The sequence below is a fragment of the Enterobacter sp. Taxon_8 genome (genome assembly GCF_058354585.1).
The window spans coordinates 555,820-573,795 of sequence record NZ_CM177989.1; the positions used below are offsets into that span (position 1 = coordinate 555,820).

At 57.0% G+C, this 17,976-nt stretch carries 19 protein-coding genes; 10 read left to right on the plus strand and 9 right to left on the minus strand.

Annotated features, from left to right (window positions below; translation table 11 throughout):
• Positions 1–171: 171 nt before the first annotated feature.
• The 5 genes from pnp (at position 172) to mtr (ending at position 6,766) form a co-directional block, all read left to right on the plus strand.
• Positions 172–2,310 (plus strand): polyribonucleotide nucleotidyltransferase, encoded by a 2,139-nt coding sequence (gene pnp / locus AC4IBF_RS02680; protein ID WP_008501475.1) that lies wholly within the window; start codon positions 172–174, stop codon positions 2,308–2,310.
• Between the two features lie 108 nt (positions 2,311–2,418).
• Positions 2,419–3,303 (plus strand): lipoprotein NlpI, encoded by an 885-nt coding sequence (gene nlpI, locus AC4IBF_RS02685; protein WP_032642338.1) that lies wholly within the window; start codon positions 2,419–2,421, stop codon positions 3,301–3,303.
• Positions 3,304–3,410: 107 nt separating this feature from the next.
• Positions 3,411–3,491 carry a protein YrbN gene (gene yrbN / locus AC4IBF_RS02690; protein ID WP_100122156.1) on the plus strand — a complete coding sequence of 27 codons (81 nt, stop codon included), beginning with the start codon at positions 3,411–3,413 and terminating at the stop codon, positions 3,489–3,491.
• Positions 3,484–5,379 (plus strand): DEAD/DEAH family ATP-dependent RNA helicase, encoded by a 1,896-nt coding sequence (locus AC4IBF_RS02695; RefSeq protein ID WP_252093498.1) that lies wholly within the window; start codon positions 3,484–3,486, stop codon positions 5,377–5,379. The genes yrbN and AC4IBF_RS02695 overlap by 8 nt, the downstream gene beginning before the upstream one ends.
• A 142-nt stretch (positions 5,380–5,521) precedes the next feature.
• Entirely contained in the window at positions 5,522–6,766 is a 1,245-nt protein-coding gene (mtr, locus tag AC4IBF_RS02700) for a tryptophan permease (RefSeq protein WP_133295199.1), read from the plus strand.
• Positions 6,767–6,850: 84 nt separating this feature from the next.
• Here mtr and AC4IBF_RS02705 read toward each other — a convergent pair whose 3' ends face one another.
• The 3 genes from AC4IBF_RS02705 to ubiU form a co-directional block, all read right to left on the minus strand.
• Complete coding sequence (locus AC4IBF_RS02705) at positions 6,851–7,858, minus strand: luciferase-like monooxygenase (protein WP_133295198.1); 1,008 nt, start codon at positions 7,856–7,858, stop codon at positions 6,851–6,853.
• Between the two features lie 78 nt (positions 7,859–7,936).
• On the minus strand, positions 7,937–8,815 hold the full coding sequence (locus AC4IBF_RS02710; RefSeq protein ID WP_133295197.1) for a U32 family peptidase: 879 nt from the start codon (positions 8,813–8,815) through the stop codon (positions 7,937–7,939).
• 7 nt (positions 8,816–8,822) lie between these two features.
• Positions 8,823–9,818, minus strand: coding sequence for a ubiquinone anaerobic biosynthesis protein UbiU (ubiU, locus tag AC4IBF_RS02715; RefSeq protein WP_136195036.1), 996 nt, complete (start codon positions 9,816–9,818; stop codon positions 8,823–8,825).
• 211 nt (positions 9,819–10,029) lie between these two features.
• Between ubiU and ubiT the strand changes: the two genes are divergently transcribed.
• Together ubiT and AC4IBF_RS02725 are read left to right on the plus strand one after the other, a co-directional pair.
• Positions 10,030–10,554, plus strand: coding sequence for a ubiquinone anaerobic biosynthesis accessory factor UbiT (gene ubiT / locus AC4IBF_RS02720; protein ID WP_024906374.1), 525 nt, complete (start codon positions 10,030–10,032; stop codon positions 10,552–10,554).
• Positions 10,548–11,051 carry a GNAT family N-acetyltransferase gene (locus AC4IBF_RS02725; protein WP_252093497.1) on the plus strand — a complete coding sequence of 168 codons (504 nt, stop codon included), beginning with the start codon at positions 10,548–10,550 and terminating at the stop codon, positions 11,049–11,051. Before ubiT ends, AC4IBF_RS02725 begins: the two co-directional genes overlap by 7 nt.
• Here AC4IBF_RS02725 and AC4IBF_RS02730 read toward each other — a convergent pair.
• Positions 11,038–11,367: a GIY-YIG nuclease family protein gene (locus AC4IBF_RS02730; protein WP_008501484.1), complete on the minus strand. Its 330-nt coding sequence runs from the start codon at positions 11,365–11,367 to the stop codon at positions 11,038–11,040. The genes AC4IBF_RS02725 and AC4IBF_RS02730 overlap by 14 nt on opposite strands.
• Positions 11,368–11,381: 14 nt before the next feature.
• Here AC4IBF_RS02730 and AC4IBF_RS02735 point away from each other — a divergent pair, with 14 nt between their 5' ends.
• Positions 11,382–11,816: a YhbP family protein gene (locus tag AC4IBF_RS02735; RefSeq protein WP_008501485.1), complete on the plus strand. Its 435-nt coding sequence runs from the start codon at positions 11,382–11,384 to the stop codon at positions 11,814–11,816.
• Here AC4IBF_RS02735 and AC4IBF_RS02740 read toward each other — a convergent pair.
• A complete protein-coding gene (locus AC4IBF_RS02740; RefSeq protein ID WP_115876340.1) occupies positions 11,796–12,314 on the minus strand; it encodes a type 1 glutamine amidotransferase domain-containing protein in 519 nt (172 codons plus the stop codon). The two genes, AC4IBF_RS02735 and AC4IBF_RS02740, sit on opposite strands and share 21 nt — an antisense overlap.
• Before the next feature lie 128 nt (positions 12,315–12,442).
• Between AC4IBF_RS02740 and AC4IBF_RS02745 the strand changes: the two genes are divergently transcribed.
• Complete coding sequence (locus AC4IBF_RS02745) at positions 12,443–13,087, plus strand: NAD(P)H-binding protein (protein ID WP_143345581.1); 645 nt, start codon at positions 12,443–12,445, stop codon at positions 13,085–13,087.
• 39 nt (positions 13,088–13,126) lie between these two features.
• A complete protein-coding gene (locus tag AC4IBF_RS02750) occupies positions 13,127–14,164 on the plus strand; it encodes a permease (protein WP_133295193.1) in 1,038 nt (345 codons plus the stop codon).
• Positions 14,165–14,214: 50 nt separating this feature from the next.
• Here AC4IBF_RS02750 and dolP read toward each other — a convergent pair whose 3' ends face one another.
• Genes dolP through AC4IBF_RS02770 form a run of 4 tightly spaced genes read right to left on the minus strand, consistent with a single transcriptional unit; the run spans position 14,215 to position 17,942 of the window.
• The gene (gene dolP / locus AC4IBF_RS02755; RefSeq protein ID WP_111964950.1) at positions 14,215–14,790 is read right to left on the minus strand and encodes a division/outer membrane stress-associated lipid-binding lipoprotein; all 576 of its coding nucleotides are present in this window, start codon (positions 14,788–14,790) and stop codon (positions 14,215–14,217) included.
• Positions 14,791–14,799: 9 nt separating this feature from the next.
• The gene (diaA, locus tag AC4IBF_RS02760) at positions 14,800–15,390 is read right to left on the minus strand and encodes a DnaA initiator-associating protein DiaA (protein WP_003861754.1); all 591 of its coding nucleotides are present in this window, start codon (positions 15,388–15,390) and stop codon (positions 14,800–14,802) included.
• Between the two features lie 21 nt (positions 15,391–15,411).
• A complete protein-coding gene (locus AC4IBF_RS02765) occupies positions 15,412–15,807 on the minus strand; it encodes a YraN family protein (protein WP_111964949.1) in 396 nt (131 codons plus the stop codon).
• Positions 15,765–17,942, minus strand: a complete 2,178-nt coding sequence (locus tag AC4IBF_RS02770; RefSeq protein ID WP_491463140.1) for a penicillin-binding protein activator — start codon at positions 17,940–17,942, stop codon at positions 15,765–15,767. The genes AC4IBF_RS02765 and AC4IBF_RS02770 overlap by 43 nt, the downstream gene beginning before the upstream one ends.
• Between the last annotated feature and the right edge of the window lie 34 nt (positions 17,943–17,976).

The window sequence follows — 17,976 nt, forward strand, 5'->3', positions numbered from 1 at the left end:
CTATTGTATTGTTGCTATAAATGATCTTCATTGCAGAGGTTCGCGCGGCTAATGAGAGGCTTCACCCATGGGGGTGTTGGTTGTCATTAGTCGCGAGGATGCGAAGAAGGTCGGGTTAAATCGACAGCACACCGGCGGTGTGCTGTCAAACATTTAAGAAAGGACAGAACTTTGCTGAATCCGATCGTTCGTAAATTCCAGTATGGTCAACATACTGTCACGCTGGAAACCGGCATGATGGCACGTCAGGCGACTGCTGCCGTTATGGTAAGCATGGATGACACTGCGGTATTCGTTACCGTTGTGGGCCAGAAAAAAGCTAAACCAGGTCAGGACTTCTTCCCGCTGACCGTTAACTACCAGGAGCGTACCTACGCTGCCGGTAAAATCCCGGGTGGTTTCTTCCGTCGTGAAGGCCGTCCAAGCGAAGGCGAAACCCTGATCGCGCGTCTGATTGACCGCCCGGTTCGCCCGCTGTTCCCTGAAGGCTTCGTCAACGAAGTGCAGGTTATCGCGACCGTTGTTTCCGTTAACCCACAGGTTAACCCGGACATCGTGGCGATGATCGGTGCGTCCGCAGCCCTGTCACTTTCTGGTATTCCATTCAATGGTCCAATCGGTGCCGCGCGCGTGGGTTACATCAACGACCAGTACGTGCTGAACCCAACTCAGGAAGAGCTGAAAGAAAGTAAGCTGGACCTGGTGGTTGCGGGTACCGAAGCCGCTGTGCTGATGGTTGAATCCGAAGCTGAACTGCTGAGCGAAGACCAGATGCTGGGCGCTGTGGTCTTCGGCCATGACCAGCAGCAGGTTGTTATCCAGAACATCAACGACCTGGTGAAAGAAGCCGGTAAACCACGTTGGGACTGGCAGCCAGAAGCGGCCAACGACGCGCTGAACGCACGTGTTGCTGCACTGGCAGAATCTCGTCTGAGCGATGCATACCGCATCACCGACAAACAGGAGCGTTACGCTCAGGTTGACGTGATCAAATCTGAAGTAACCGCGACCCTGGTTGCCGAAGACGAAACGCTGGACGCTAACGAAATTGGCGAAATCCTGCACGCTATTGAGAAAAACGTTGTTCGTAGCCGCGTTCTGGCAGGCGAGCCGCGTATCGATGGCCGTGAAAAAGACATGATCCGTGGACTTGACGTGCGTACTGGCGTTCTGCCACGTACTCACGGTTCCGCGCTGTTCACCCGTGGCGAAACGCAGGCGCTGGTTACCGCGACTCTGGGTACGGCACGTGACGCACAGATCATCGACGAACTGATGGGCGAGCGCACTGACAGCTTCCTGTTCCACTACAACTTCCCTCCGTACTCCGTAGGCGAAACCGGTATGGTTGGCTCGCCGAAGCGTCGTGAAATTGGTCACGGTCGTCTGGCGAAACGCGGCGTGCTGGCAGTAATGCCAGAAGCAGACAAATTCCCGTACACCGTACGTGTGGTGTCTGAAATCACCGAATCCAACGGTTCCTCTTCCATGGCTTCCGTATGTGGTGCTTCTCTGGCGCTGATGGATGCAGGCGTGCCAATCAAAGCCGCCGTTGCGGGTATCGCAATGGGCCTGGTGAAAGAAGGCGACAACTATGTTGTTCTGTCTGACATTCTGGGTGACGAAGACCACCTGGGTGATATGGACTTCAAAGTGGCGGGTTCCCGCGACGGTATCTCTGCGCTGCAGATGGATATCAAAATTGAAGGTATCACCAAAGAGATCATGCAGGTTGCGCTGAACCAGGCTAAGGGTGCACGTCTGCACATCCTGGGCGTGATGGAACAGGCTATCAACGCGCCACGCGGTGATATCTCTGAATTCGCACCGCGTATTCACACCATCAAGATCAATCCAGACAAGATCAAAGATGTTATCGGTAAGGGCGGTTCCGTAATCCGTGCGCTGACCGAAGAGACCGGCACCACCATCGAAATCGAAGATGACGGTACTGTGAAGATCGCAGCAACCGACGGCGAGAAAGCGAAATTCGCGATCCGTCGCATCGAAGAAATCACTGCAGAAATCGAAGTGGGCCGTGTGTATGCAGGTAAAGTGACCCGTATCGTTGACTTTGGCGCGTTCGTTGCCATCGGTGGCGGTAAAGAAGGTCTGGTTCACATCTCTCAGATCGCTGACAAGCGCGTTGAGAAAGTGACCGATTACCTGCAGATGGGTCAGGAAGTGCCGGTTAAAGTTCTGGAAGTCGATCGCCAGGGCCGTATCCGTCTGAGCATTAAAGAAGCAACCGAGCAGTCTCAGCCAGCTGCTGCGCCAGAAGCACAGGCAGCAGAACAGCAAGGCGAGTAAGTTGCCATTTGCCCTCCGCTTTGCGGAGGGCCTATTATCAGGCAGGACGCCTTGTTAAGCCGCCGGGGGACAGGACGTTCATCCAATAGTTGTCTTCGGGAGTGGGAAATGAAGCCTTTTTTGCGCTGGTGTTTCGTTGCGACAGCTTTAACGCTGGCAGGATGCAGCAACTCTGCCTGGCGTAAGAGCGAAGTCCTCGCAGTGCCATTGCAACCGACTTTGCAGCAGGAAGTGATCCTGGCACGCATGGAACAAATACTTGCCAGTCGGGCTTTAACCGATGACGAACGCGCACAGCTTTTATATGAGCGCGGAGTGTTGTATGATAGTCTCGGTCTGAGGGCATTGGCGCGAAATGATTTTTCACAAGCGCTGGCTATCCGACCTGATATGCCTGAAGTATTCAATTACTTAGGCATTTATTTAACGCAGGCAGGCAATTTTGATGCTGCCTATGAAGCGTTTGATTCTGTACTTGAGCTTGATCCAACTTACAACTACGCGCACTTGAATCGCGGTATCGCATTGTATTACGGCGGTCGTGACAAGTTAGCGCAAGATGATCTGCTGGCGTTTTATCAAGACGATCCTAATGATCCTTTCCGTAGCCTGTGGCTTTACATCGTTGAGCGGAAGCTCGATGAGAAGCAGGCAAAAGAGGCACTGAAACAGCGCTTCGATAAATCGGACAAGGAACAGTGGGGATGGAACATTGTCGAGTTCTACCTGGGCAACATTAGCGAAGCAACGCTGATGGAACGCCTCAAGGCGGACGCAACGGATAACACCTCGCTCGCTGAGCATCTCAGTGAAACCAACTTCTATTTAGGTAAGTACTACCTAAGTCTGGGGGATATGGACAGCGCTACGGCACTGTTCAAATTAGCGGTTGCTAACAACGTACACAACTTCGTTGAGCACCGTTATGCATTGTTGGAATTATCGCTCTTGGGCCAGGAGCATGACGACCTGGCAGAATCGGACCAGCAATAGCTGACGACATAAACATCAGCCCGTAATCTTTTGATTGCCATCACCTTAACTGGTGAGGGCGTTGTTGTTCGTCAATACACCTACTTTGAGCCGGTTCACACTTTTCAATGAAAATTGCTAATCATTTTCACGATGAGCTAAGTAGACTGGCCGCCATTGACATTGAGGCACTCGTACTACATGGCTGAATTCGAAACCACTTTTGCAGATCTGGGCCTGAAGGCTCCTATCCTTGAAGCCCTTAACGATCTGGGTTACGAAAAACCATCTCCGATCCAGGCTGAGTGTATCCCACACCTGCTTTCTGGTCGTGACGTGCTGGGCATGGCCCAGACTGGTAGCGGTAAAACTGCAGCATTCTCGCTGCCGCTGCTGAACAACATTGATCCGGAACTGCGTGCACCGCAGATCCTCGTCCTGGCTCCAACCCGTGAACTGGCTGTTCAGGTTGCAGAAGCAATGACGGAATTCTCTAAACATATGCGCGGCGTAAACGTGGTTGCCCTGTACGGCGGCCAGCGTTATGACGTGCAGTTACGCGCCCTGCGCCAGGGTCCACAGATTGTTGTCGGTACGCCGGGCCGTCTGCTGGATCACCTGAAGCGCGGTACTCTGGACCTCTCTAAACTGAGCGGCCTGGTGCTGGATGAAGCAGATGAAATGCTGCGTATGGGCTTCATCGAAGACGTCGAAACCATCATGGCGCAGATCCCGGACGGTCATCAGACCGCGCTGTTCTCTGCCACCATGCCAGAAGCGATTCGTCGTATCACCAAACGCTTCATGAAAGATCCGCAGGAAGTGCGTATTCAGTCCAGCGTAACCACTCGCCCGGACATCAGCCAGAGCTACTGGTCTGTGTACGGCATGCGTAAAAACGAAGCGCTGGTACGTTTCCTGGAAGCGGAAGATTTTGATGCGGCGATTATTTTCGTTCGCACCAAAAACGCGACCCTGGAAGTGGCTGAAGCCCTGGAGCGTAGCGGCTATAACAGCGCAGCGCTGAACGGCGACATGAACCAGGCTCTGCGTGAGCAGACTCTGGAGCGTCTGAAAGACGGTCGTCTGGATATCCTGATTGCAACCGACGTGGCAGCACGTGGTCTGGACGTTGAGCGTATCAGCCTGGTTGTTAACTATGACATCCCGATGGATTCCGAGTCTTACGTTCACCGTATCGGCCGTACCGGTCGTGCGGGTCGTGCTGGCCGTGCGCTGTTGTTCGTTGAGAACCGCGAGCGTCGTCTGCTGCGTAACATCGAACGCACCATGAAGCTGACCATTCCAGAAGCGGACCTGCCAAACGCAGAGCTGCTGGGCAAACGCCGTCTGGAAAAATTCGCCGCTAAAGTACAGCAGCAGCTGGAAAGCAGCGATCTGGATCAGTACCGTGCGCTGCTGTCGCAGATTCAGCCTGTTGCTGAAGGCGAAGAGCTGGACATGGAAACCCTGGCCGCAGCACTGCTGAAAATGGCTCAGGGCGAACGTAGCCTGATCGTGCCACCAGATGCGCCGATGCGTCCTAAGCGTGAATTCCGTGACCGTGACGATCGCTTCGAACGTCGTGGCGACCGTAACGATCGTGGCCCACGTGGTGACCGTCCAGAGCGTGGTGGTGAAGACCGTCCACGTCGTGAACGTCGCGACGCAGGTGACATGGAACTGTACCGCATTGAAGTGGGCCGTGATGATGGCGTTGAAGTTCGTCACATCGTTGGCGCGATCGCTAACGAAGGCGACATCAGCAGCCGTTACATCGGTAACATCAAGCTGTTCGCATCCCACTCTACCATCGAGCTGCCAAAAGGCATGCCGGGTGAAGTACTGCAGCACTTTACGCGTACCCGCATCCTGAACAAGCCGATGAACATGCAGCTGCTGGGCGATGCACAGCCACGTCCTGACCGTGGCGGCGAACGTCGTGGCGGTGGTCGCGGTTTCGGCGGCGAGCGTCGTGAAGGCGGTCGCAGCGAAGGTCGCGGTGGTGAAGGTCGTCGTTTCTCCGGCGAGCGCCGCGAAAGCCGTGGCCCGCGTCGTGAAGAAGGCTCCAGCCGTCGTCGTTTCGGTGACGCGTAAGCCTTACGCTTCTGACGTAAAGTAAAATATACAGCCCCGATTCATGCGATCGGGGCTTTTTTTATTCCTTTTGTACTCCCGTACTGGTACAGTGCGTCACATTAAAATGCAGAACCGTATGATTGACTGGAGAAAAGGCTGTATGGCGACACTAACCACCACCCAAACGTCACCTTCGCTGCTTGGCGGCGTGGTGATCATCGGCGGAACCATTATAGGTGCCGGGATGTTTTCCCTGCCCGTGGTCATGTCCGGTGCGTGGTTCTTCTGGTCGCTGGCCGCGCTGGTCTTTACCTGGTTCTGTATGCTCCATTCCGGGCTGATGATCCTCGAGGCGAACCTGAACTACAGGATTGGCTCCAGTTTCGACACCATCACCAAAGATCTGCTGGGCAAAGGCTGGAATCTGGTGAACGGGCTGTCCATCGCGTTTGTGCTCTATATCCTGACCTACGCGTATATCTCGGCAAGCGGTTCGATTCTGCATCACACCTTCTCGGAGATGTCGCTGAACGTACCGGCGCGTCTGGCCGGGCTGTGCTTTGCGCTGGGCGTGGCGTTTATTGTCTGGATGAGTACCAAAGCGGTGAGTCGGATGACGGCGATCGTGCTGGGCGCGAAGGTCATCACCTTCTTCCTGACCTTCGGCAGCCTGCTGGGGCATGTGACGCCTGCCACGCTGTTTAACGTCGCCGAAGTGAACACCTCCTACACGCCTTACCTGCTGATGACCCTGCCGTTCTGTCTGGCGTCGTTCGGCTACCACGGTAACGTGCCGAGCCTGATGAAGTACTACGGCAAAGATCCGCGCACCATTGTGAAGTGTCTGGTCTACGGCACGCTGCTGGCGCTGGGGCTGTATGTGATTTGGCTGCTAGGGACGATGGGCAACATCCCGCGTCCGGAATTTATCGGCATTGCCCAGAAGGGCGGTAACATTGACGTGCTGGTGCAGGCGCTGAGCGGCGTGCTGAACAGCCGCAGCCTGGATCTGCTGCTGGTTATCTTCTCTAACTTCGCGGTGGCGAGCTCTTTCCTCGGCGTGACGCTGGGCCTGTTTGACTACCTGGCGGATCTGTTTGGCTTTGATGATTCTGCGATGGGGCGCTTCAAAACCGCGCTGCTGACCTTCCTGCCGCCGATTGTGGGTGGCCTGCTGTGGCCGAACGGTTTCCTGTACGCCATCGGCTATGCAGGGCTGGCGGCAACCATCTGGGCGGCAATTGTGCCCGCGCTGCTGGCACGTAAATCACGTAAACGCTTCGGCAGCCCGAAATTCCGCGTCTGGGGCGGCAAGCCGATGATTGCACTGATCCTGGTGTTTGGGGTAGGTAACGCACTGGTCCACGTGCTGTCGACTTTTAACCTGCTGCCTGTGTATCAGTAAACGCAAAGCCCGGTGGCGCTACGCTTACCGGGCCTACAGGGATCGCGTAGGCCGGATAAGGCGAAGCCGCCATCCGGCAAAAACCTACCCCACCAGCTCCTCTTTCACCTGCATCGCCAGCTCAAACGAGTGTAAACGCGCCTGGTGATCGAAAATCTGGCCGTTAACCATAATTTCATCCGCCTGCGTTTCGCGCAGCACAGCCTCCAGCCCGTGACGCACTTTCGCTTTATCGCCTACCAGCGACATGCTCAGCGCCTGCTGCACGCCATACTGTTCGGAGGCTGACCACAGCTGATGCATATTCTCCACCGGTGGCGGAAGCTGGCCCGTTTCACCGCGACGCAGCTTCACAAACGCCTGCTGCATGGAGGTAAACAGGAATTCCGCGTCGCGATTGCTGTCGGCGGCAACGATGTTGATACACACCATTGCGTACGGCTTCTCCAGACGCTCGGACGGTTTGAAGTTCGTGCGGTAGAGATGCAGCGCCTGATGCAGCATATCCGGCGCGAAGTGCGAGGCAAACGCAAACGGCAGCCCCAGTTGGGCGGCAAGCTGCGCGCTGTAGAGGCTTGAGCCCAACAGCCATACCGGGATCTTCTCGCCGTAACCCGGTACCGGGCGCACGTGCGGGTTCGGATCGCGCGCGTCGAACCAGTCCACCAGTTCGGCCACGTCGCGCGGGAAGTTGTCGATATCGCCGCTCATATGGCGACGCAGGGCACGCATAGTCGGCTGGTCGCTGCCCGGCGCACGGCCAAGCCCTAAATCGATACGGCCCGGATAGAGGGTATTCAGGGTGCCAAACTGCTCGGCGATCACCAGAGGAGCGTGGTTTGGCAGCATCACGCCGCCGGAGCCCAGGTGCAGCGTGGTGGTGTTTGCCGCCAGATAACCAATCAGTACCGAGGTGGCGGCGCTGGCGATGCCCACCATGTTGTGGTGTTCGGCCAGCCAGTAGCGGTGATAGCCACGCTTTTCGGCCAGCTGAGCCAGATCCAGAGAGTGCGAAAAGGCTTCTCTTGCCGAGGAGCCTTGTGGGATCGGCGCCAGATCCAGCACCGAAAACGGAATGTTTTTGTCAGTCATAACAGCTCACTTTGTCGACGGTGAATCTTTAATACTGCATTAAAAAATGATAACCGTTGTTAACAAAGTGAGCCTTTTTTAGGCCTGCAGTTCCAGCCCGGCCAGACGCTTCCAGTAGCCGTTACAGTCGCTGTTTGACGCCAGCGGCAGCGGAGCAGCGCCATTTTCGTTAGCGCGGAAGGCGTCCAGCATCGCGAACACGCCGTTATCGAGCGGTGACAGGCGCACCATATCCACCAGCCCGTCCATAGACGCCAGCTCGTTGCCGAGGTTATAGACATAGCCGCTCATGGTCTGAATGCCGTTGAGAACAAACACCTGCTGGTTCTCCTGGGACAGCATGCTGCGTCCGTTTGGGTACTTAATACAGCAGGTTTCGCACTCGTCTTTTGGACGGTCTTCCGAGCGTGCGGTAAAGCAGCGGGCGGAATAGGCCAGCGGCAGATGCCCGTAGCTCAGCACTTCCACTTCAAACTTGTTACGAATGCCCAACTCTTCGCACTGGGTCAGCAGGTTTGCCAGCCAGTCGCGGGAGAGCTCAACAGGCATACACCAGCGCGTCATCCCCTGTTTGAGCAGCAGGCGCAGGGTCACGGCGTTATAACAGTTAAGGGCATGGCCCGCGACAAACGGCAGCCTGCGTTCGGCGCACATGTTCACCACGCCGAGATCGCTCGCCTCCAGCAGGAACTCGCCGTTCTCTACGTAGCGTTTCAGCTCGCCCAGTTCAGAAGAGGCCTGCACCAGCGCGAGCGTGGAGAGCACGACCTGTTTGCCGCTGCCGGCCAGGTTTTTCGCCATATCAAGCCAGTCGCCCACTTTGGTGGCGCGGCGTTTGCTACACACCGCTTCGCCGAGGTAAATCACATCGGCGCTGCTGGAGGCAGCCTGTTGGTAAAAATCTTCCAGCGTCTCTTTTGGCCAGTAGTAAAGCACCGGCCCTAATGAATATTTCATGATTTTCTCACTGCCATTTACGGTGATACGCGCCCAGCGTGGTTTGCGTGCCTTCGGACATCGATCCGAGCGTTTCCATCCAGGCCTGCTGCGGGGCGTAGTTCTGCGGGTCCGCCATGCAGCGGTCGATGGCCTGACGCCACACTTTCGCCACCTGGCTCACGTAGGCCGGGCTGCGCTGACGACCTTCGATTTTCACCGAGGCAATATTGGCCGCCAGCAGTTCAGGCAGCAGCTCGAGCGTATTAAGGCTGGTAGGCTCTTCGAGCGCGTGGTAGCGCTCGCCGTCGACCAGATAGCGGCCTTTACACAGCGTCGGATAACCGGCGTTTTCACCATCCTGATAGCGGTCAATCAGCACCTCATTCAGACGAGATTCCAGCCCCAGCGGCGTTTGCTGCCAGCGAACGAAGCGGGCAGGGGAGCAGGCCCCGACGGTATTCGGTGACTCCCCTGTCAAATACGAGGAAAGATAGCAACGGCCTTCGGCCATAATGCACAGGCTGCCAAAGGCAAAAACTTCCAGCGGCACTGGCGTGACGCGCGCGAGTTGCTTAACCTGATGAATAGAGAGCACGCGCGGCAGCACCACGCGGGCCACGTCAAAGTTTAGGTGATAAAAACGCACGGCCTCTTCGTTGGTGGCAGATGCCTGAACAGAGACGTGGCGCTCAATATGGGGATAGCGTTCTGCCGCATACTCAAGCATAGCGAGGTCGGCCAGAATCAGCGCATCGGCACCCAGCTGTGCCGCCATATCCACCGCGCGCTGCCAGCGGGCGTAGCCGTCAGGATGAGCAAAGGTATTGATGGCGATATGCAGCTTGCGGCGGTGCTGGTGAACGAAGTTAACGGCTTCCTGAAGCTTTTTCTCCGTAAAGTTGAGGCCGGCAAAATGGCGGGCGTTGGTGTCATCTTTCAGCCCGATATAGACCGCATCGGCCCCATTTTCGATGGCCGCCTTAAGCGCCGGAAGATTTCCGGCTGGGCAGAGCAGCTCCATAATTTATCCTGATGTTGTCGATCGCAAAAATGTTAACGAGCTGGGATTTTAATTAACCCATACGCGACAATTTTTGATTTAAGGCAGCTAATGGCGTATTGATGGCACCAATAATGAGGTACGACGGACGATGGTTTGTTGATTTACGCCGCTATGTTGCGCTTCGGATATGGCAAAATAGCAGGACTATAGATATCAGGGAGTAAAGCTCGTGCTGGATAAACTGCGTTCACGTCTCGTACAATTTGGTCCATCAATGCTGAGCGTGCCGGTCAAGCTGGCGCCGTTCGCGCTTAAACGCCAGGTGCTGGAGCAGGTCCTGAGCTGGCAGTTCCGCCAGGCGCTGCAGGATGGCGAGCTGGAGTTCCTGGAAGGCCGCTGGTTAAGCATTGAGGTGCGTGACATCGGGCTGCGCTGGTTTACCTCCGTTGAGAATGACCAGCTCATCGTACGCGAAACCGCCGAGGCGGATGTGAGCTTTAGCGCCAACGCCAGCGATCTGCTGATGATCGCCGCGCGCAAGCAGGATCCGGACACGCTCTTCTTCCAGCGCCGTCTGGTGATTGAAGGCGACACGGAGCTGGGCCTGTACGTGAAGAATTTAATGGATGCCATTGAGCTGGAGCAGATGCCGAAAGCGCTGCGCGTGATGCTAATGCAAATGGCAGATTTCGTTGAGGCCGGGCTGAAAACCCCGCCGGACGGTAAACACACTTCAGTAGGTGAGCCATGCTGATTCGAGTCGAAATTGGGATTGATGCGCCAGGGATCGATGCGTTGTTGCGCCGAGCCTTTACGAGCGATGCCGAAGCCCAACTGGTCCACGATCTTCGCGAAGACGGCCTGATTACGCTGGGGCTGGTTGCCACCGATGACGAAGGTCAGGTGGTGGCCTATGTTGCCTTCAGTCCGGTCACCGTTCAGGGCGAAGAGCTGCAGTGGGTCGGTATGGCACCGCTGGCGGTGGATGAAAACTATCGCGGGCAGGGGCTGGCGCGTCAGCTGGTCTATGAAGGGCTGGATTCGCTCAATGAGTTCGGCTATGCGGCCGTTGTCACGCTGGGCGATCCGGCATTCTATGGCCGTTTGGGCTTCGAGCAGGCCGCGCATTACGATCTGCGCTGCCGCTGGCCGGGTACGGAATCCGCTTTCCAGGTGCACCGTCTGGCGGACGACGCGCTCAACGGCGTCAATGGTCTGGTCGAATACCACGACCATTTCAATCGCTTTTAATCAGGCTCTCGCGTAGCGCCTCAAAGGAGCCGTCTCCGGTCACGAGGCGCTCTTTCTGGCGCTTCGTCAGCTGTTTGATGCGGTATTCCAGCCTGAGCGCCAACGATCGGTCACCGACGGGCGCCGAAAAGGCGAGCTGTAATTCTCCTTTCCCCCGCAGCGCTTTTGCCCCTTTCCCCGTTTGATGTTGTAAAAAACGCCGCGCCACATCGGTGGTGATCCCGGTGTAGAGTGCGTTATCAGCGGTTCGGACAAGATAGAGAAACCAGCACACGGTAAACAGATTCAGTATGTTAAGGTGAACGCACCATAGCATGAGAGAGAACGAAAATGGAAACACTGGCCGCCATTAACCGCTGGCTGGCGAAGCAGCACGTCGTCACCTGGTGCGTCTACAGCGAGGGTGAGATGTGGTGCGCAAACGCGTTTTACTACTACGATCCGGAGCGCGTCGCGTTTTATGTTATGAGTGAAGACAAAACGCGTCATGCGCAGATGACCGGCCAGCAGGCTAAGGTCGCGGGCACGGTGAACGGCCAGCCGAAAACGGTCGCGCTGATCCGCGGCGTGCAGTTTAAAGGGGAGATCCGTCGTCTGGACGGAGAAGAGAGCGACGCGCGTCGTAAGCACTACACGCGCCGCTTTCCGGTTGCCGCTGCGCTAAAAGCCCCGGTGTGGGAAATCCGCCTCGATGAGCTGAAATTTACCGACAACACCCTGGGCTTTGGCAAGAAGCTGCACTGGCTACGCGCCGAGCAGGCGTAGCGCTTCGCGGTTAAACGCCGGGAGATCGTCCGGGGTCCGGCTGGTGATCAGCTGGTCTTTGTCGTTGACCACCTCCTGATCGTAAAACTCAGCACCCGCGTTTTTGAGATCGATAACGATCGGTTTCACCGCCGTGAGCTTACGCCCGCGGACCACTTCTGCGCTGATGAGCAACTGCGGGCCGTGGCAGATGGCAAAGACCGGTTTGCCGGTAGAAACAAAGTCCCGGGTAAAGGTCACGAAACGCTCGTCCCCGCGCAGGGAATCCGGTGAATGGCCGCCGGGTAACAGCAGGGCGTCGAAATCTGAGGGGCTAACGTTATCGATGGTCTCGTCGATGGTCACGCTGGCCTCGCCCTTATGGCCTGTCACCGTTTTGCCCGCCTCTTTTTCAATGGTGATGACCTCATGTCCCGCCTTGCGGAACGCCTCTGCAGGAGAGGTGAATTCTGAATCTTCAAACTCGTCGGTAATCAAGACTGCGATTTTCTTGCCCATGCTTCCTCCGTTGTTTTGGCTTCAGACTGATTTTTCTCCGCTTGTGGTAAATACTTACCTGTAACAGACTTCTAAGTGTGGTCGACGACGCTGAGTTCGCAAACGGACAATTCTGTAAAGGGGATAAGATGAGTCAGGTATTGATTACGGGTGCTACCGGGCTAGTGGGCGATCACCTGCTGCGGCTGCTGATTCAGGATCGCCGCGTGAACTACATCGCCGCCCCGACGCGTCGACCGATGGCGGACATATCCGGCGTCTTTAACCCGCACGATCCTCAGCTGACGGATGCGCTGGCGCAGGTGCAGGACCCGATTGATATCGCCTTTTGCTGTCTGGGCACCACGCGGCGGGAGGCGGGGAGCAAAGAGGCATTTATCCACGCCGACTACACGCTGGTGGTGGACACCGCGCTCACGGCGAAAAAGCTGGGGGCCAGACATTTTCTGGTGGTCAGCGCGCTGGGCGCCAGTGCCGGATCGCCTTTCTTCTACAACAAGGTGAAGGGCAAGATGGAGGATGCGCTGATTGCGCAGAAATGGGAGCAACTGACGATTGTGCGCCCCTCAATGCTGATCGGCCACCGGGACGAGCGCCGCTTTAACGAGTCGATCATGGCCCCGCTGTTTCGCATCCTTCCCGGCAACTGGAAAGCCATCGAGGCGCGGGACGTCGCGCGTGTCCTGTTAAAAGAGGGACTGGCCCCGTCGAAAGCGGGCGTAAACATTATCCCTTCGGCAAAACTGCGTGAAATCGCGCAGGGCGAGGCGTAAACTCCCCCGGCTAATTACTCATACTCTCCGGGGAATGCTATGACTGGTCAGTCTTCATCTCAGGCGGCAACACCTGTTCAATGGTGGAAGCCCGCACTCTTCTTTCTCGTGGTCATTGTTGGCCTCTGGTACGTGAAATGGCAGCCGTACTACGGTAAAGCCTTCACCGCCGCCGAAACGCACAGCATCGGTAAATCTATTCTCGCTCAGGCTGATGCCAGCCCGCTTCAGGCGGCGTGGGACTATGCCATGGTCTACTTTCTTGCCGTCTGGAAGGCCGCGGTCTTAGGCGTGATCCTGGGCTCACTGATTCAGGTGCTGATCCCGCGCAACTGGCTGGTGAAAACCCTTGGACAGCCGCGCTTTCAGGGTACGCTGCTGGGAACGATCTTCTCCCTGCCGGGGATGATGTGCTCCTGTTGCGCCGCGCCTGTGGCTGCTGGAATGCGTCGCCAGCGCGTGTCGATGGGCGGCGCGCTGGCGTTCTGGATGGGCAACCCGCTGCTCAACCCGGCAACGCTGGTGTTTATGGGCTTTGTACTGGGCTGGCATTTTGCGTTCATTCGTCTGGTGGCCGGACTGCTGACCGTGCTGGTGGTGGCGACGCTGGTGCAGAATCTGGTGAAGGATAAGGCGCCAGAGTCCGCGTCTGTTGAGCTGGACGTTAGCGAGCCGCAGGGCGGTTTCTTCGCACGCTGGGGCAAGGCGCTATGGCAGCTTTTCTGGAACACCATCCCGGTCTATATCCTGGCGGTACTGGTTCTCGGGGCGGCGCGCGTCTGGCTCTTCCCGCATGCGGATGGCGCTATCGATAACACGCTGTTGTGGGTCATTGCGATGGCCGTTGCAGGCTGCCTGTTTGTGATCCCTACAGCCGCAGAAATTCCCATTGTTCAGACCATGATGCTGGCCGGTATGGGCACCGCGCCGGCGCTGGCATTGCTCATCACGCTGCCTGCCATCAGCCTGCCGTCGCTGATTATGCTGCGTAAGTCATTCCCGGCGAAAGCGCTGTGGCTGACCGCAGGGCTGGTGGCGTTGAGCGGGGTGATAGTGGGGAGTATTGCGTTGATGTGAAAAAAAGCCCGGTGGCGCGAGCGCTCACCGGGCTTACAGTCGGATGTAGCTTACTTGATGTAAGTAAACGCAGTAGTGACGTGCTTCACGCCGCTCACCCGGCTGGCGATATCGGCCGCCGCTTTCCCTTCACGTTCGGTCACCAGACCTAGCAGGAACACTTCACCGTTTTCTGTCGTCACCTTCACGTTGGAGGATTTCACCTGGTCCGAGCCCAGCAGCTGGGAGCGTACTTTGGTGGTGATCCAGGTATCGGAAGAGGCATCACCCAGGCCAATTGGCTTGCCCTGACGCACTTCGTTAAACACCTCAGTGGTCCCTTCTACGCCCATCGCAATCTGTTTCGCACGAGAGGCGAGCTCCAGATTCGGTGCCTGACCTGCCAGCAGCACTTTGCCCTGATAAGCCGTCACGTTGATACGCGCTTCTTTCTTGATTTGTTCGTCTTTCGACAGCGCACTGTTGACGCGCAGCTCCAGCGTACCGTCATCCACCTGCGTTCCCACGGTGCGCGGATCGGTTGCCGCTTTGGTGCCTACCGCGGCGGTACCCACAACGGCTGCAGCGATACATCCCTGAAGCAGTAATGCAGACATAAGGACTGCGAGGGTCGATAAAGCCTTCATAAGAACTCCTTAATCATCCTGGTGAGGGAAAAGCGTGTTATCGATCAAGTCACATAAGCAGTTCACCGTGAGCATATGCATCTCCTGAATACGTGCGCTCCGGTGAGAAGGAATGCGGATTTCCACATCCTGCGGCCCAAGCAGACCCGCCAGCTCACCCCCGTCATAGCCGGTTAAGGCCACGATGGTCATGTCGCGGGTGACGGCGGCTTCAACGGCTTTGACAATATCCCGGCTATTGCCGCGCGTGGAGATGGCCAGCAGCACATCTCCGGCATGACCCAGAGCTCGCACCTGCTTTGCGTAAATTTCGTCATGCAGACGATCGTTAGCAATCGCCGTTAAGACCACATTATCGGTATTAAGTGCAATGGCAGGTAAACTTGGGCGTTCTGTTTCAAAGCGATTGATCATGCTGGCAGCAAAATGCTGTGCGTTGGCGGCTGACGTGCCGTTGCCACAACAGAGGATTTTGTTGCCGTTTAGCAGGGATTGCACCAGCGTCATTGCGGCACGCGAGATAGCATCCGGAAGGGCTTCCGCCGCGGCAATCTGAGTCTGGATGCTTTCTGTGAAGCACACTTTAATTCTTTCGAGCACGTTATCCCTTTTAAATCTTAATTATGCGTCTTCGCCAAAAGCGTTTTTAAGCCATTCGATCTCATTTCCGGTGAAGGCTATCACATCGAACCGGCAATCCACAGTATCAAAACTCCCATTATGGCGGGCAAGCCACAAGTGGGCAGTCTGTAATAATTTATGTTGTTTGGCGAGCGTCACGCTGGCGGCAGCACCGCCAAAACGAGAGGACTGTCGAAAGCGGACTTCTACAAACACGGTGACCTGACCGTCTTTCATGATCAGGTCGATTTCGCCGCCGCGCCCGCGGACGTTGGCGGCGATAAAACGAAGTCCTTTGCCTTCAAGCCAGCGACGCGCCTTTAATTCCCACGCATCGCCGGTCTCTTTTCGGCTTAACTGGCCGGGACGATCTGCCCCTGCTGGTATTTGAGCCATGATAACTTCCTGTTGATCACGCAGTCCTGGGTGGCGGTCAGATCGCCGGTATTGCCGTTAAGCTCAAAGCCCGGCACCTGGCGCATCTGGGTAAAGTGGTTCGCCAGCGCCCATGCATCGACACCCATCGCATACAGACGCGCCAGAGAATAATCGTTACGTACGGCACTCAGCGCCTGCTGCATCAGCGCCGGATTGCTGCCAGCCAGCATCGGGATTTCGCTGTACTGCAGACCGTCCATTTCCAGACGGAAATCCGGGCCGGCGGTACCCTGCGCGCTGCGTGAGCTGGCGTAGAGCGTTGCGCCGCTCTGGCTGCCGTTACGCATCGCGATCATCGGTTTGATAAAGGCGATCTCCTGCGGCGTGGCAACGATATAGGCCGCATCCACTTTACCGCCACCGCTAATCTGCGCGTCGGTAGGCGGGGCCGGGATCGTCAGGCCGCCAATCGTCACGCCCTGTTGCTGCGGCAGGCTCGCGGTGACAGGACTGCCGTTAAGCGCGATACCCGCTCCACCGTTTACGCCCGCACGCAGTTCAGAGACGGAGCCGAATTTCTGCTGCAGCACGACGCCGCCGCCCAGCTTCTGCCACTCATCGGCAAAGGCATTGGCCACGCGATCGCCCAGCGCGCTGCGTGGGATGAGCAGCAGCGGAGCCTGCTTACCCTGCTCGTGAATATGACGCGCCGCATCGCGGGCTTCATCTTCAGGGGAAAGCGCGAAGTAGCAGATATTGGCCCGGTTCTGAACCTGCTCAGGCTGGTTGAGCGCCAGCACGTTCAGCGTGGTATTGCTCTTCATCAGCTCTTCCACGTTGTTTTTCAGCAGCGGACCGACAACGATGCTCGCCCCGTCCTGTTGAACCTGAGCCAGAACCTGGTCAAGCGGCTGCGAGCTGGTGTCGTAAATTTTCACCTCAGCGCCCGGGTTGGCGCTGGTGGTTGCTACGGCCTGCGGCTGATCGGCAGGCTGGGCCGCGGGTTGTGCAGTTTGCTGCTGAGGCTGTTCTGCCGTTGCGTCAGATGCTGGTGCCGCTTGGGTCTCGGCCGGAGCCTGGGTCGCAGGTGCTGCCGTAGCTGGTGTTGTTGTAGCCGGTGCAGCTGTAGCCTGAGGCGTCGTCGGGGCCGTCACCGGGTTTTGCATCGTGCCCTGCGCCGGAGCTTGCGCTGTGGTCAGGTCGCTGGTCTCGGCGGCGGATGGGCTGACAACATCACTCACGTTAGCCGCCTGGGCTGCCTGAGCGGGAACTGCGCTGCCGGTTACCGACGTAGTACCGTTTTTCGCTGCTTCAAAGCCCTGCTGAATGGTACGGCCAAACACCGCCGCCTGGCCGTTGAGCGGCAGAAGCAGGGCGATTTTGCTGGTGGACGCTGGCTTAAAGTTCTGTACGTTCACCAGCTGGGTTGGCAGCATTTTCGCACCCGGGTTTTGCGGGTAGCGTGTCTGCCAGTCCGTAATACCGGCTTTCAGCATCTTTGGATCGCTGCGGTTGTTAAACCACATCTGCTGCAGATCCAGCCAGCCCTGAAGAACGTTTTCATCGGCGTTGATGACCAGAGCCTGCGCCTGTTCCTGCGTCATCGAAGCCAGCGCTTGCCAGGTGGCATCAATATTTTTCTGCTTTTCGGCACCGCCGAGCAGCGGCTCTTGCGCGATGAGGGCGCGGAGCAGCGTCAGGGAAGGGCGCCCCTGCTCAGCGGTAATGCCCGCCTGCCAGAAGCGAGCCTGCTGGTTTTTATCCAGCGCGCTCACGTCAATGTCCCCGAGGATCTTCTTCGCGGCGGCGTAATCTTTCAGCGCGACCTTCAGCTCGGCAGAGAGCAGGCTCTGCTCGCGACGCTGGGCGTCGTTAAGATCTTTCGGCAACTGGTTAAACAGTTCGGCAGCCCGCTGGGTTTTACCCTCTTTCAGCAGTGCACGAATGGCGAGTAATTGCCAGTTGGTCTTGGTATCATTTGAACTCTGCGACATTTGCTGCAGATAAAAGCCAGAATCAGCCTGAGCAGAACCCTGAAGATGGGCGGTGCTCTGGTCAGGTGCCTGGGTGCCACAGCCTGCAAAGATCAGGGCTGCCAGCAGAAGCGGCACGCTGCGCGTGGCTTTTTTTCGAAGAAACGTTAACGGTACCATACTGTATCCAGTGATTTTTTTTACGCAATGCTCA